The sequence below is a fragment of the Herbidospora solisilvae genome (genome assembly GCF_009901565.1).
GTDB classification, from domain to species: Bacteria; Actinomycetota; Actinomycetes; order Streptosporangiales; family Streptosporangiaceae; genus Herbidospora; species Herbidospora solisilvae.
In genome coordinates this window covers 477139-492923 of the sequence record NZ_WXEW01000005.1, presented here as the reverse complement: position 1 = coordinate 492923, position 15785 = coordinate 477139, and the positions used below count along the sequence as shown (strand labels likewise).

Genomic DNA, 15785 nt, shown 5'->3' with positions numbered 1-15785 from the left:
CTAGTCGAGACCGATGAAGTCGACGCGGCCGAGGTAGTAGGCCGCTTTCACCTGGTCGGCCCCGGCCAGGTCGCGGATCTCCGCTGCCGACCCGTGGATGGTCCACACCTGACCGGGCGTCAGGGCGTCGAGGAGGTCGGCGGTGAGCAGGTCGGCGATCCCCTCCGCCAGGAGCGGGCCGCGGGCGGCGGCCTCTGTCGCCTCGGTGAAGTCGGGGTGGGCCAGGACGTGGACGAACTCGTGCACCATCAGCGCGTGGAGGTGGGGCCGCCACGACTCCCTCGGCCCCCACGCCCCGGTGGGCACGTGGGCCGGCAGGTGGACGTAGGTGCGCTCCCCCGCCTCGTGGGACGGCGAGTTCCCGAGCAGGAGGCCGGCCAGGTCGTCGAGTTCAGGGTCGTCGGCGAGCCATCCGTCGAGCAGGTCGTCGAGGCTTTCCCGGTGATCGGGCCGGGCGTGGTCGTATCCGGCCGAATAGAGGGCGCCGGTCAGGTGGGCGCGCCGCCGCAGGAAGGCCAGCCGGGCGTCCTCGTCGTCGTCGGCCGCGCGGGCGTCGATGACGCTCGCGGCGTAGTCGAAGCCGTCGTACAGCGGGCCCGCGACGTTGGCCGTGGGGAACGACGGCCCCTGATCACGGACGAACCGCTGGATGGACGCGGCGACCGACTCCATCCACGACAGGTCCTCCGGTTCGGACGAGGCCTCCCACCAGAGCGACTCCCCGGCGAGTTCGGCCTTCAGCCCCGGCAGCACCGATGTGGTCAGCGCCGCCGCGTCGAACACCCCACCGGACGGGGCGCGGCCGTGGATCTCCGCCAGCCGGGTCAGCGCGGCGGCGCCGGGCAGGGCGAGGGAGGACGTGAGGGCCGCCTCCAGCCAGCCGCTGACCGACATGACCTCCTCCTCGAAGCGCGGCGCGCCCGGTTCGAAGCGCCGCCATCGGGCCCGGTCGACGATCAGGGAGGCCGCCCGGGGTCCGGAGAAACCGGGACCGGCGCCGTCGGCGTTGCGGGCCAGCAGGTCGAGACCGTGCACGACCCATCGCCGTTCGGCCGGGTCGGCGTCCGCCACGTCGCCCCAGCGGGACGGGTAGCCGGTGTCGTCCCCGCGTACCTGCGACTCCAGGTCGCGGAACAGCTGCTCGACGTCCTCGGCGGCGAGCCGGTCGTCGAGCGTGGGGCCCTCCGCGAGCGCGTCGCGTTTGGTCTTCCTGAGGCTCACAGGACCTCCATCTCCTCGGTCTTCTTCTCCTTCTTCTTCTTTTCCACGCCGATGTACGTCGTGGCCCCGAGGAAGTAGGCCGCCTCGATGTTCTCGAACCCGACCTCGTCGAAGATCTGCCCCGCTTTGGTTCCCGCACTGCGGTAGCCCACCTGGAACAGACGCTCGGGCGGCGCCGCGAAGGGCAGGCCGCCCAGGACTATTCGGGTGAGGGCCGGAGCCTGGCGCACGATGTCGACGAACCTGCGGAACATCAGGGCGGTGAGCAGGTCGGTGACGCCCTCGATCATGACCTGCCGCTGGTCGATGCTCCCCGCCACCTTCCTGAACTGCGGGTGCGTGAGGAAGTGCAGGAACTCGTGCATCATGGTGCGGGACTGCTGCCAGAGCTCGTCGGTTTTCTTGCCCTGCGTCGAGATGAAGGGCTGGACGTAGATGGTGCCCGTGCCGGGACTGTGCGCCCCGTTCGTCTGGACCGCCCTGACCACCTTCTTCCGTAACGCACTGGATTTGACCATTTCGTCCAAGATCGCGTCCCGGGCCTCGACGTCTTCGCGGCGTCCGGGGTCATAGTTCGCCTTTTCGTACACGGCCGAGTTCTTGTCGTTGCCGACGACGTCCGAACGGTTCTTCAGGAAGTTCTTCAGCGCCTTCGGGCTCACGTCTCGGCTCGTGGTGCTGACGATCTTGTCGGAGTATTTGAACCCGGAGTGGTAGGGGCTGTCGGGTCTCGCCAGGACGAACTTGCCGAAGGCGAGTTCCACAACGTCCTGGATGACGTTCGCGACCAGCCTGATCTCCCGGATGGAGCGTTCTTCGGTCTGCGCCCAGCCCTTGTTGTGGTTGTCGAGGAGTTCTTCGAGGCTGGTCCACAACTGCGTGCGGAGCACTGCCTTGTCGAGAGGGCCGATCTGGGGCACGTCGAGAGCCATGGTCGTGGTCGTGGTCGTGGCACGAGATTTCGAGTAGTAGATGCTCTGCAGCTTCTCCAGTGATTCCGGCGACGGGGGCTTCAGATTCCAGAGGAGGATCCCCTTGGTCCATCCGCTGACCTGGAGCGCCTGCTTCTCGAGGTCCCTGCTCAGAGCGTCGAAGGGCTTCCGGCCCGGATGCGTGGCCTGCTTGAGGAGGCGGGGGATGACCGGGCCGAACGTCATACCCGCTTCGATCATGACCTCGGCGTTCTCCGAGAAGACGCACACCGCGCGCATGAGCCATTCGACGGCACCGGGATCGTCCTTGCCGTGTGCGGCCACGAAGGCGGTGCCGTCGTCGGTATCGCTGCCACTCAGCAGCTTGAGCCGCGCATCGATGAAGGCGCCTTCGCCACCCTTCTTGACCGTGCTCAGGCCGGGATAAGTGAAGGTCAGGTCTTCCATGACCGGGTCCGGACGCGCGACCCTGGTGGTTTCGGTCGCCTGTTTCTTGCGGGCGCCCTCGGACGACGTCTTTCTGGTGTCGGACTCCTTCCGTTTCGTACCTGCGGTCGGCTTCGTGGGCGGAGTCGCCTTCGTGCCCGTCCCGGTGGAGAGGCGGGCGGGTGTGGTCTTGGTGGCGGTGGACTTCCGCTGCGGCGGTTGGGATGCCGACGGCAACGACGAGCTCGGCTGGACATCCTGGGCCGAGCTCGTCTTCTGCCTCTTGTTCGTCCTCTTCTTCACGTCCGGCCTCGATCAGATCGCGCGGTACGTCAGGATGAGCCCCACGTTGACCAGGGCCTCGCGGTCGCCGTCGGCGGTGAAGGTCAGCTCCTCGGCCCGCAGGCCGGGGATGCGGAGCATGGTCCCGTCGTTGACGACCTGGCCGCCGTGCAGGAGCCGGGCCGAACCCCAGTCGGCCAGTTCGTAGCGGGCGTACAGGCCGGTGAGCTGGACGCCGACGATGTCGGGGAACATCTCCGGCGTCAGCGGCAGCACCAGGTCACCTCCGCCGGTGAACTCCTCCCACTCGCTCGCGAACTCCCCGGCGACGTCGACGTAGCGGGCCGCGGCGTACGGCTTGCGCATGCCCCTGACCGCGTTGGCGAAGACGTCGCCGCCCTGTTCGGCGGTGTACTTGACCAGGAGCGTCACGTCGAACAGGTCCCACGGGCGGCGGCCGGTGGCCTCCATCTTCCACGTCGAGACCGCGCCGGTGCCCTCGAAGGGGAGGTAGCGCTCGTCGTCGAAACGGAGCTCGAACAGGCCGTTGTTGTCGCGGTGCTGCTCGGTGTCCGACAGGGCGATCTGCTGGCTCGGCCGCCAGTCGGAGCGGATCGAGGCGGGCGCGTCGCCCTTGCCGTCGAGCAGGTAGCGCACGGCCTTCGGGTCGGGGGTGAGCACCGTCTTGTGCCCGGTCTGGGTGAGCACGGCGTTCACCTCCAGCGGGCCCTCGGGACCGTCGAAGACGACCGAGACGGTCTTGATGCGGCGCTTGTAGTGGCCGGGGAAGTCGCGGTCGAACAGCGCCTCGGTGAGGGCGAACTCGCAGCGGCCGTCGTTCTTCAGGTTGAGCACGGCCAGCGGGTCGAGCTGGAGCAGCGAGATCCGCTTGGTGATCTCGAAGCCCCGCTCGTCGTTGGAGACATAGGCGTGGCCGAGCCGTTCGAGGGCGACGCCGAGCGCCTCCCCGGCGAGCAGACCCGAGCGTCGGCTCTCCCAGTAGACGGGCTGGATGAACGAGTCGCTGACGCCCTGTTCGTACTGGTAGGCGCGTTCGGCCGCCTTCGCGATGTCGTGGGCGAGGCCGTAGCCGGCGAAGTACATCTGGGCCAGGCGGCCGGCCTGCCACTGGTAGAGCTCGGCGTTGGTGAACTTGCCCGTGAGGAAGGTGGCGACCGCCTCCAGGTCGGCGATCTCCTGGTCGATGATCTCCAGGTCGCGCTGGGCCTGCGCGAGCTGGGCCCGCGCCGAGGCGACCTGGTGGCCCAGTTCGCGGTGGTCGGCCTTGGCGAGCATGACCTGGTAGGCCCACTCGTCTTCCTGGCGTTCCTGTTCGACGCGCACCCCGTAGAGCTCACCCAGCACGCTGAGGCCCTCGCCGAGCGCCTCGGCGATCTCGGCGCCGGTCTCCATGACCTTGCCGACCTGCTCGCCGCCGATCATCGTGCCGAGGATGAACGGACCGGCCAGCACCTGCGGGGCGGCGAAGGCGATGGCCGCGCCGACCTTCAGGCCCGCGCCCGTCAGGTGGGTGGCGGCGGCGGCCGTCATGATGTCGAGCTGCGAACGCTGGAGCGAGGTCAGCCCGTCGGCGATCTGCTTCTCGTAGTACTTCTGCCGCGCCTCGGCCGCCTCGCGGGAGGCCTCCATCTGGGCGAGGTACTCGGTCGCCACCTCGACCTGCGCCTCGCGCACGGCCCGGGTCATCTGCCGGATGCCGGCCTCCTGCCGGTTCTGCAGGATCGACAGCTCCTCGGCGTCGCGGCGTTCGAGCACGCTGAGCAGTTCGCCGCCGAAGGCGCGCAGCCGGTCGACGAGGTCCTGCGCCTTGCGGTGCAGGAAGCCGAACCGGTAGTGCGGCACCGGCCCCGCCAGCCCGGCACTGACCTGGTCGGGGGTGAGCCCGGCGGCGGCCCCTCTGACCAGCGCCATCACGTCGGCGGGCGGCTCGAACAGCGGCAGCGGACGGCTCACGCCCAGGATGTCGAGCGAGGCCCTGATCTTGCGCAGCCGGTCTTCGACGCGGTCCCAGTACTCGCCGAGCACGGCGTTGCCGGGGATGAAGAAGTAGCCGTCGGCCACGCCCCGGTGGATGGCGCCCATGCCGTCGAGCAGGCTGCCGCCCGCCGTGACCCGCTCGGCGTAGGGGTCGTCCTCCTCGACCTGACCGAGCTGCTTGTAGGACCGCACGTCCGGCAGGCGCCGCCGCCCGACGCCCTGCGGCCGGTCGCCGAGCAGGTCGTAGGCGAGGATGTAGAGCATCCGCGCCTCGTCGACCGACTCCATCGTGTACTGCCGGAACAGCAGGTCGCCCCAGTCGAGCAGGTTGTCGACGTAGGCCATCACGACCGCCCGCCGGTAGGCGGTGGGCCGCAGCGCGGCGATGGCGTGCGGGTCGAACGGGTCGTCGAGGTAGGCCTTCAGCAGCGCGCCCCGGTCGCCCATGAGGTCGTACTGGCGGTCCAGGCGGGCGATCATGCCGACCTTCTCGCGGAGCCGCTCGTGCGTCGCGAACGGCTGCACCCGGTCGGCCAGGCCGTCGAGGAGGGTCAGGTCGTCGGGGGTGCACGCGCGGGCGTGGTCGAACAGCGGGGCCAGCCTCTCCAGGTCGGCCAGGATCGGGGCCATGTCCACGCCCACCTGCGCGGGCAGGTTGCGCAGGTCGATCCGGCAACCCTCGACGAGCGCCCGCAGGTCGATCGCGAGGAACGGCAGGAAGCGCCAGTAACGCTCCGGCTCGGTGGGGTCGAAGACGTACTCGTACCAGCGTTTGGCGTCCTCGAAGCGCTGGGCCGCGTTGAGCGCCTGGGCGATGAGCATCGGCGCGTGGAAGAAGATCTCCCAGTAGTAGCGGCCGTTGGCGCTCTGGAAGTCGATGTGGCTGCTGGCCGGCACGCCCGCCAGGTCGTCGAGCACCTTGATGACGGTGGTGCCGGAGTCGGAGGTGCTGAAGGAGGGCAGTTCGTCGATCTCTTGGGTCTCCGGCGCGAGCAGCGCCGGGACGCCGCCGACCAGCAGGCGGCGGTTCAGTTCGAACGCGGTGCTGGAGGTGAGCCGGACGATCTCGTGCGGCACCGAGGCCCACTCGTAGGGCCGCTCCAGCACGCCGCCCTTCGGGTTGACGGCGAAGTTGACGCCGAGGAACAGGATGAGCTCCGCGTCGGTGTCCATGGCGCCGGTGTAGGTGCCGACGAAGTCGGGCGGCAGCGACCGCCAGTTGCCCTCGATCGGGACGAAGTCCTTGATCGCGGTGAGCTCCTTGTCGGCCGGGATCGCCGTGTAGTCGGCTCCGGCGAAGACGTAGCGCTGGTCGCCGCGTTTGAAGGTCGCGTCGATCTTCTGCGGCAGGGTCTTCGGGTAGCCCGCGTCGGCGACCGCCGGGATGTCGTTGCCGGTCATCGTGTAGCGGAACAGCTCCAGGCCGCTGACCAGGTAGAGGTGGTCGCCGTCGACGTAGGCGACGTCGATCGACGCGCCCAGGTTGAGCCCGGTCGACACACGGCCGAGGGGCCGGGTCGGCCGGGGCGTGGTGTCGGTGCCGGTGGTGTAGGTGTCGTCGCCGAAGTAGTAGGGGGTGCCGGCCATGTCGATCGCCGACCTGATCTTGCGGTCGCCGGGGAGCAGGTCGGGGTTGCCCTTGAGGTCGCGCGGATAGTCCTTGTCGGGGCTGTGCTGACCGACGTCGGAGTACTTCGCGTACGTGGAGTCGAAGATCAGGAAGAGCGTGGTGTCCCGCGTGAGGGCGGCCTGCACCCGCGACTTGGTGCCCCATTGGCTCGCCACCTTGGTGGGCGTGGAGAACAGGCCCGACTCGACGTCGCGAGTGATCAGATCGGAGCCGTTGATGAAGTACTCGGTGCCGCCCATCGTGAACGCGACGTTGATCGAGTTCCACTTGGGCAGGCCGTCGGGGTTGTCCCTGATGAGTTTCGGATAGCCGAGGTCCATGCGGTTGAGGCCGGTGAAGCGGTAGTACTCCGCGCCCGTGAAGATGAAGTAGTGGCCGTCGCGCACCAGGACCGCGTCGACCCGGCCGGTCCGGGACAGTTCCGAGTCGCCCACGTCGCCCCACCGGTCGGCGATCTTCTCCGTGGTGGTGCGGATCGGGCCGCTGGGCTTGATGACGACGAAGTCGGGGCCGTTGAAGTAGTAACGGGAGTCCCCGCGCTGGAACCCGGCGTCGATCTTGGTCCACTGGGCCGCGCCGGTCCGGTCGCCGCCCTGGCCGGGCAGCCGGTGGGTGTTCTCCTTCAGCGGCAGGACCTGCGCGTCCTCGCCGGGGTCGGCGGTGATCGGGCGGACCAGGAAGCTGCCGCCCTTGTGGTCGACGCTGAACCACGCACCGTCGGTCGACTCGGCCGGCATGTTGAACGGGATCAGGCCGCCGACCGCCTCGGCGAACACCTTGCCGAGCTCGATCGGGCGGGGCAGGGCGGCCGGGGCCTCGATCGGGAGGGCGTACAACTCGGGAGTGAGCGCGTGTGACGTGGTGAAACCGACGCCCGCGGCCCGGTAGGCGGCGGAGACCACGATCGAGTCGTGGGTGCCCTTGCCCGGCACGGTCGACGACGCCCGCACCGTCAGTTCGTCGACGACGATCACGCCGTCGTGCAGGGCGCCCGCCGGGAGGGTCTGCGGGGCGACCCACTCGCGGTTGAGGTTCTGGAAGGAGTAGCAGACCCTGACCCGCTTCTTGGGCGGCGGGGCCGAGACGTTCTGCTCGTCACCCTTGGTCGTGGTGGTGATGACGGTCTTGCCGGTGTCTTCGGGGGCGACCGACTCGACGATCGTCCAGAAGACGAAGACCCGGCCGAAGGCGTGCACGGGGTGCACCTGTTCGGCCTCGATCTGCACGTCGACGCGCGACCACGGCTCCCAGCTCGCCGACAGGCGCTCGCCGTCGCGGAACTCGGCCTCGCGGAAGTACCACCGGCGCGGCTCGGTGCGGGTGCGGCCGAACAGCACGAGCTGGCGGGTGCCCTCGGCGTCGTCGTCGGCCCTGTAGACGTAGGCGCCGGCGATGGCCAGGCGGCTGACCTCGGTGTACTCGTCGAGGTAGCGCTTGTAGGCGCGCTGCACCGACTCGGCGGTGATCTCGCCCTGGAGGAGGTCGTCCTCCAGTTCCTTGAACGCCGGGGTCTTGGTGTCGCGCAGCTCGGGGCGGATGTAGTTCTCCGGGTAGAGGAAGACCTTCCGGTTGGCCTCCCAGATCCGGTAGTTCTTCAGCCACGTCCACCAGGTGCGCAGCCTCGGCTTGACGTCCTCCTCGGAGGACAGCTCCTCCAGGTCGAGCAGGTAGCGGTGCAGGTAGAGCTGGGTGGCGGCGATGGCCTCGCGGATGCGCGAGGTCACGCCCTCCTTGCCCATCGCGACGTCGATGAGGGCGTGCTCGTAGATCTCGGCGGCGGTGGCCAGTTCGGGGTGCAGGTGCAGCACCGCCGGGACCAGCGCGTCGCGTTTCAGCACGTTGAGGTCGTCGTGCGCGAGGGGCACGACGGCCTCGGGCAGCAGCGCCTCCAGGGTGTCGGCGGTGGCGCCGTGGAGCTTCGAGGGCCCGGCGCCGGTCTTGGCGGCCACCGCGAAGAGGCGCACCAGCTTGAGCAGGAACTCGATCTCGAACCGTTCGTCCTCGGCCGGGAACTCGGTGATCAGGCCGGCGTTGCGCTTGGCCCAGCGCAGTTCCTCGACGTCCCAGGGGAAGATCTCGGCCAGCTTCTCGTACGGCTCCGCCGCGCCCTTGGCCAGCAGTTCCGCCAGCCCGCTGTGACGGCGGGCCAGGTCGGCGAACTCGGTGATCGTGTGGACGTCGGAGAGGCGGTAGTCGGCGGCGTCCGACCAGCGGTGCCGGAACAGTTGCGGGAAGGTGCGGTCGACCACGTCGAGACGGCCGGAGTAGCGCACGTATTCGTCGTGCTTGACCAGGTAGGTGGCCTCGCCCAGCGTGAACGCGCCGGTGACGCCCTCTTCGAACGTGCGGGGCAGGTCGCCGAAGTCGTCGCGGATCGTGCGGGGGAAGCCCTCGTCGGCGTGTTTCAGCTCGGCCGTGGAGTAGCGGACGTACTGGGCGCCCCGGAACACGTACAGCTCGCCCCGCGCCGAGACGAACGCCGCGTCGACGACCGAGCCGTCGGCGAAGTCGTTGCGGATCTTCCCGAACGTCGCGGCGACGTCGCCGAGCACGGTCCCGGCGACGAATTCGCCGCCCTTGAAGAAGTGCACGACGCCCTCCCGCAGGAACGCGGCGTCCACCCCGTCCTGGAAGTCGGCGGGCAGGTCCCAGTCGCCCGCGATCGTGCGCGGGAAACCCTCGTCGATGTAGAGGTAGTCGCCGCCGGTGTAGCGCACGTACTGGTCGCCGGAGAACAGATAGGTGTGCCGGTCCCGGACCAGCGCGGCGTCCACCTTCCCCCGGTCGGCCACGGTGTTGCGGACCCGGCCGAGCAGCCCGAGCGGGTAGGTCGCGGTCAGCGCCGTCGACACCGCGAACACGGTGTCGCCGACGACGAGATGCGCGGTGCGGCCGTGGGCCACCGCCGCCGTCACGGGGCCGCCCAGCACGGCGTCCTCGAACGCCTCCGGCAGCCCGGCGAACGCCGCCTCCCGGCGCAGTTCGACGGAGATCGGCTTCGGGTAACCCGGGTCGGTGTAGCGGTATCCGTCGCCGGTGTAGCGGACGTACTGCGCTCCCCCGAACACGTAGGTGTGCCCGCCGAAGACCACGGCCGCGTCGACGCGGGAGCCGAACGGGTTGACCGACCGGCCCCACCGCGACCGGATCTCCTCCGGCGCGGAGAAGGCGCGGTCGGCGTAGCGGGTGTAGGTCTCGGTGAAGAAGAAGTACGTCGCGCCGTCGGCGCCGGTGAACGCCGACCGGAGCCGGTCGCCGGTCGCGACGGAGAAGCCGCGCCACACCCGCTCGATCGGCCGGGGGTAGGACCAGAGCCCGGTCGCCTCGCTGAACTGCACGCAGCGCTCCCCGGCGAGCAGCACCATCGTGTCGCCCTCGAAGATCACCGCGTCGGGCATCGGGAACCCGTCGGGCGCCTTCCAGAACGTCTCGTCGGTCAGCGCCGGGTAGCCGGGGTCGGGGGTGGTGTACGCCCCCTCGTCGCCGGAGTAGACGAGGTGCCGCATCATGCCCGACGCGTCCGGCCGCTCGAACACGTAGGTCTTGCCGTCGCGGTAGTAGGCCAGCGCCACGCCGGTCAGCCCGCCCCAGTGGTCGGCGATGAGCCGGGGTTCGCCGTCGATCACGTCGGGCGAGTCGCCGTAGACGACGAACTGGTCGCCGGAGAAGAGGTAGGTGCGCCCGTCGCGGCCGACGAACGCGGCGTCGACCGCGTTGTCCTGGTAGATGGTGTTGCGCGGGCGGCCCCACTCCTCGTCGAGCGGGTAGTCCTTGCCGATGGCCGTGTTGAAGCACATCGGCCCCTTGAACAGGTAGACGTTGCCGTCGGCCCCGGTCAGCACGGCGTCGAGGCCGGTCCGGTAGTCGGCCGGCACGGCCCGCAGCGCGAGCGGCCGGGTCTCGGCGCTGAACGCGGGCCCTTCGAGGGCGTGCTGCCGCCGCCACCCGGCCGAGGTCTGCACCATGACCGAGCCGTGGTCGACGTAGGCCGCCGTGATGCCGGGAATCGGGTACGAGCGGGTGAGCGAGTCGGACACCGCGTGCCACCGGTCGCCCCGGAACAGGTAGACGGTCCGCCCGTCGGCGAAGGCCGCGTCGACGCCGTCGAGGTCGGCCGTCAGCGCCTGCAGCCTCGGCTCCGACCTCAGCGACGACAACGCCTTCGGGTAGCCGAACTCGATGTGGCCGTAGTCGTGGTCGCGGTAGCGGACGTACTGCGCGCCGGAGAAGAGATAGGTGTAGGTGTGCGTCGACTCGATCCCGTCGGCCTTCTCGGTCACGTCGACGACCAGCGTGGCGTCGACCCGGCCGGTGCGCTGGATCGTGTTGACGACGTTGCCCCAGAAGTTGGCCGTCGTCGCCGGATAGCGGTCGTCGATCTCGGTGTAGTCGGCGGTGGAGTAGCGCACGTACTCGGGGCCGGAGAAGACGTAGGTCTTGCCGTCCTTGCCGACGAAGGCGGCGTCGACCGTCTCGAACGGGATGCTGTCCCACCGGTCGCCCAGCGGCCTCGGCTCCGACCACCAGCGGTGGCGGTTGTCGAAGACGGCGAAGTGACCGCCGCTGAACAGGCAGGTCTCGTTGTCGCGGCCGGTGAAGACGGCGTCGATCGAGCCGAACGAGTCGGGCAGGTTCAGCCAGTTCTCCGCCAGCGGCTTCGGATAGCCCTCGTCGGGCCGGGTGTAGTCGCGGGTGGAGTAGCGGACGTAGAAGGGGGTGTCGTCGCCGTACACCTTGATCCGGTCGCCGACCCGGCGGATGGTCAGCCGGATGTTCCCCTCGGCGACGACCTGCCACTGCGGGGACGCCCCGGTCACGGGCGCGGTGGCGCCCACGGTGACGCCGTGGGCCTGGAGGCGGCGGCGCAGGGCGGGCGAGCAGTTGCCGTCGGCGAGCTCGGCCTCGTAGTCGGCGGGCAGGTCGAGGATCAGGCCGACCGGCCCGAACAGGTGGGCGGAGCCGTCCATGACGAACGCGGCGTCGACCCGGTCGAGCCCGCCCCAGTCGCCCTCGATCGCCCTCGGGTAGCCGGGGTCGACGACCGAGTAGTCGGCCGAGGAGTAGCGGATGTACCGGTCACCGCTGAACAGGTAGGTCTTGCCGTCGAGTCCGACGAACGCGGCGTCGACCCGGCCACCGGGCAGCGCCTCGTTCGGCACGCCCCAGACGTCGGCGGTCGCGCGGGTCTGGCCGCCGGGCAGCGAGACGGTCTGGCCGTCTTTGAACAGGTGGACGGTGTCGCCGACCGCGAACGCCGCCTCGACGGCGCTCTCGAACCTGACCGGCAGGCCCGGCCACCAGGTCTCGATCCGCTGCGGATAGCCGTCGGCGACCCGGACCTCGTCGTTCTCGGGGTTGTCGGTGTAGCGGATCACCTGGTTGCCGGCGAACAGCAGGTAGCCCTGCGCGTCGGCGTAGGCCGCGTCGACGTGGGTCGCGCCGTCGAAGGTGTTGCGGATCAGGCCCCAGCGTTCGGTGATCGGCTGCTCCTGCCGGCCGTCGAAGGTCCGGTCTCCGGAGAAGACGTGGGTGCGGCCGTCGTGGCCGTGGAAGACGGCGTCGACGGCGTCGCGGAAGCGTTCGGGCAGTGGGGTGTCGCCCTGCCACCATTCGGCGATCGACCTCGGGAAGCCCTCGTCGGCCACGGTGAACGGGCCGTCGGCGGAGTAGCGCAGGTACTGGTCGCCGGTGAACAGGTGGGTGCGGCCCTCGGCGTCGACGTAGGCGCCGTCGATCTTCTTGGGTGCCGTGAAGCCGTTGCGCACCGCGCCCCAGGTCTGAGCCTTGGGAGCCCAGCGTTTCTCGCCCTTCGCGCGGGTGAAGGCGTGCGACCTCCCGTCGTCGCCCCGGCCGATCAGCCAGTCGGCGCCGTCGCGGGTGAACGCGGCGTCGATCGCGGTCATCCCGGAGAACCGGGGCGACAACTCGGTGAGCGGCTTCGGCCGCTGGTCGGTGAGCTCGTGACCGGCGGAGTAGGTCCAGTAGGAGCCGCCCCGGAACAGCAGGATCAGGCCGTCGTGACCGGTCAGCAGGGCGTCGAAGCGGTCGACGCCGCGCGGCAGTGCCAGCGGCTCGGGGAACTTCCCGGCCAGGTCCTGGTCGCGGAAGGCGACGGTGACCTCGTCGACGTCGAGGCCGAGCTTGGCCGCCAGCCGGGCGAACCGGCGCAGCCGCCGGTAGACCCGGCGGAAGTCGGGCCCTGCCGATCCCCCTGCGGGTCCTGCGACGGCCGGGGCGACCAGCACGTCGAGCGCGCCGGGGGCGACCGCCGCGCCGATGGCCTCGACGACCTGCGAGGACACCCCGAAGACGTCCTGGAGCACGTTGAGCAGCGTGCGGTGCTGACGGTCGGCGAGGTCGCCGAGGGTGGCGGCGATCTCGACGATCGCGGCGAGCTGCTCCTTGGCGGTGGCGTGCAGCACGAAGAAGACGTCTTTGGCGTAGTCGTCGACGCCCGGCAGGGTGAAGTCGAGCGCGCTGGTGACCTGCCGGAAGTAGCCGAGCCGCGCCTCCGGGACGGCCAGCGACGGCGTCAGGTGCCCGGCCTCGACCAGCATCTCGACCAGCCGGGGCCGCTCGTCGTCGTCGAAGCCCAGCTCGGTCAGGGCGTCCAGGTCGATCCGGTAGGGCGCCTGGGCCCGTGTCAGCGCCGCGACCCGCTCGAAGACCAGTTCCCCGTCTCCGTCGGTGAAGCCCTCGCCCAGGTCGATGGTGCCCTCGGCGTCGTCGAGCTCACCGCGCAGTTCCTCGTGGATGCGCCCGTCACGGGTGATCGGCCCTTCGAGCCGGTGCACGACGCGGGCCGCCATGGCCTCGTCGGCGAGGGCGGCGAAGTCCTCGGGGGTGACCAGGTGCATCTCGGCCTTGGCGGCGGCCAGCTGGGCCTTGATCGCGTCGAGCACGACCCTGCGGAGGGGATAGAACTCCAGCGCGATCCCGAAGTCGGCGACGTCGAGCCCGGCGAGCGCCGCCTTGTCGGTGAAGCACAGGTCGGCGTCGACGAAGCCGTTGAAGCGCAGGCTCTGGGCCAGCGAGTCGAGCTGCTCGGCGGTCAGCCTCAGCTCGGCGAAGGCGGCGGGGTCGAGCGCGATCCTGGCCTCCCGGTAGGCCGACACCCGGGCTTTCAGCAGCGCGAGCACGGCGGGGGCCACGTCGTCGAGCGGCGCGTTGACCCGGAACTCGGTCACGTTGGCCGGGTCGGCGAAGAACTCGGGGTCGGTGAGGTCGCCCTCGTCGCCGAGGTGGCCGTTGTGGACCAGGTTGTCGTAGAGCTCGGTCCGCTCGGCCTCGGTCAGCTGCGGCAACGCGCTCGCCAGGTCGGAGGGGTAGAAGGCGCTCTCCAGCCCGGCGATCACGGTGAACAACTCGTCGCGGTGGGCGGCGAAGTCGCCGGCGAGCGTGAGCCGGTCGGGCAGGTCTTCGGTGGCGAGCAGGCCGTCGGGCCGCAGGATGCCCCGGGTCACCAGGTTGGCGAAGATCTTGGACGTCAGCCGGTCGGCCAGCCCGAGCCCTTCGAAGTCGCCCGCGGCCAGCACGCCGAGCCGGTCGACCGCGTGGTAGGCGGCGGTGGCGACGGCCGCCGGGTCGAGCCGCAGCAGGCGGGGGTCGTGCGGGGAGACCACGCCGTCGCGATAGGTCGCCAGGGCCTCGTGGATCACCCGTCCGGCCCGCTCGTCGAACCGGTCGGAGCCCAGCGCCTCCGGGGTCAGCGCGACGGCCGCGAACTGGTCGGCGATCGAGGCGACGACCTCGGCCTGCTCGGCCTCCGACTCGGGCGTGGCCGGTTCGCCGAGGATGCCCGTGAGGTCCTCCCCCGCGAACCCCCACGACCGCATCCAGGCCACCACCTCGACGAGGGTCTGGGCCAGCCAGAGCGAGGAGACGGGGTCGTCGTCGCGTTCGAGCATCCGGTGGACGTCGGCCGACGCGGGCCTCAGCACCGGCAGCACCGGGAAGGTCGAGTGGCGCTCGATGGCGGGGTCGTTCTCCAGCGCGGTCAGCACGGCGAACAGCTCGGCCACCGACAGCCCGAGGTGCCCGGTCAGCCTTGCCACCCGGTGGAGCACGACCACCGAGGCCCGGCTGATCTCCCGGTCGAACGGGCTCTCCTCCAGCGGCCCGGCGTAGCGGTCGCGGAACCGGCGGACGGTCTCGACCAGTTCCGACTCGGCCATATCGATGGAACGTGCCAATTCGCGGCGGAACGTCCGGTTCTGCGGGGCGAGGATGTCACCGGCCGGACGCGGCAGGTCGCCGACCTCGGCCGGGAGGGTGCGGGTGGTCAGCGTCTCGACCAGGTCGAACGGGACGTCGTGGGTGCGGTGCAGATGGGCGGCGGCGGCCACCGCGCGTAACGTCTCGGCCTCCAGGACCGAGGTGAAGGCGCCGACGACCCGGTCGAGGTCGGTGAACGACAGGCCGGTCTTCTTCGCCAGCCGGATGAAACGGTGGGCCCGGTCGAGCCACATGTCGGGCACGGCGCCGCCGTCGCGGAGCGCCAGCGTCCGGCCGTCTTCGCCGACCTCGACCACGGCGCCCTGGTGGACGAAGGTGCCCGAGAGGGAACGTTCCAGGTCAGGGTCGCCGTAGAGGAGCTCGGTCAGCTCCGCGCCGGTGAGGGAGGTGGCCTCCAGGAAACGCTCGACGTCGTGCAGCACCGAGATCGGCTCGCCGTCGAGCCCGTAAGCGGCGGCCAGTCCGGCCGCGTCGGTGCGCGGGGTGGTGATGACGTGGACGTCGGCCTCGGTCAGCCCGAGGTAGTCGCGGGTGACCCGGTCGCGGTCGACCGTGGCGGCGAACAGCCGGTAGAACTCGACCGGGTCGACGCCCAGGTGGCGCAGGTAGGTGGTGAACCGGGCCGCGTCGAGCGAGAACGGCAGCGCGAGCGGGTGCTTGAAGTCGCGGTCGGCCAGCTTCTCGTAGGGGTCGTCGCCGACCAGCGCCTCCAGCACCTCGTTGACGATGTCGAGGTAGGGCACCGTCGTGGTGGTGTTCTCCTCGTCGAGCGGGATCTCCCCGATGCCGGGGCGGCGGCGCAGCAGCGAGCCCACGTCGGAGTCACCGTGGAAGGTCTCCTGCAGGAAGGTGAGCAGATCGGTCAGATAGGCCGCGGGCGAGTAGACCGAGCGCGCCTCGTCTCCCGTCCGCAGATCGAGTTCTCCGAAGAGTCGTTCATAGCTCGGGATCGAAGCATCGCTACGCACGCGGGAAATCCCCTCCATCGACGGCCCCCGAATCGGCCGCCTTATGCTCGCCGATCCGGCAAAGAAGAGCTATCTACCGAAACGGTGACAACT

Annotated in this window: 3 protein-coding genes; all 3 read right to left on the bottom strand. The window is 70.2% G+C overall.

Features of this window, described 5'->3' with window-relative positions; all coding sequences use genetic code 11:
- Genes GT755_RS19100 through GT755_RS19090 form a run of 3 tightly spaced genes read right to left on the bottom strand, consistent with a single transcriptional unit; the run spans position 1 to position 15692 of the window.
- Complete coding sequence (locus tag GT755_RS19100) at positions 1 to 1221, bottom strand: hypothetical protein (RefSeq protein ID WP_161481024.1); 1221 nt, start codon at positions 1219 to 1221, stop codon at positions 1 to 3.
- Positions 1218 to 2882, bottom strand: a complete 1665-nt coding sequence (locus GT755_RS19095; RefSeq protein ID WP_161481023.1) for a hypothetical protein — start codon at positions 2880 to 2882, stop codon at positions 1218 to 1220. Before GT755_RS19095 ends, GT755_RS19100 begins: the two co-directional genes overlap by 4 nt.
- A 12-nt stretch (positions 2883 to 2894) precedes the next feature.
- On the bottom strand, positions 2895 to 15692 hold the full coding sequence (locus tag GT755_RS19090; RefSeq protein WP_161481022.1) for a Tc toxin subunit A-related protein: 12798 nt from the start codon (positions 15690 to 15692) through the stop codon (positions 2895 to 2897).
- Positions 15693 to 15785 lie beyond the last annotated feature (93 nt).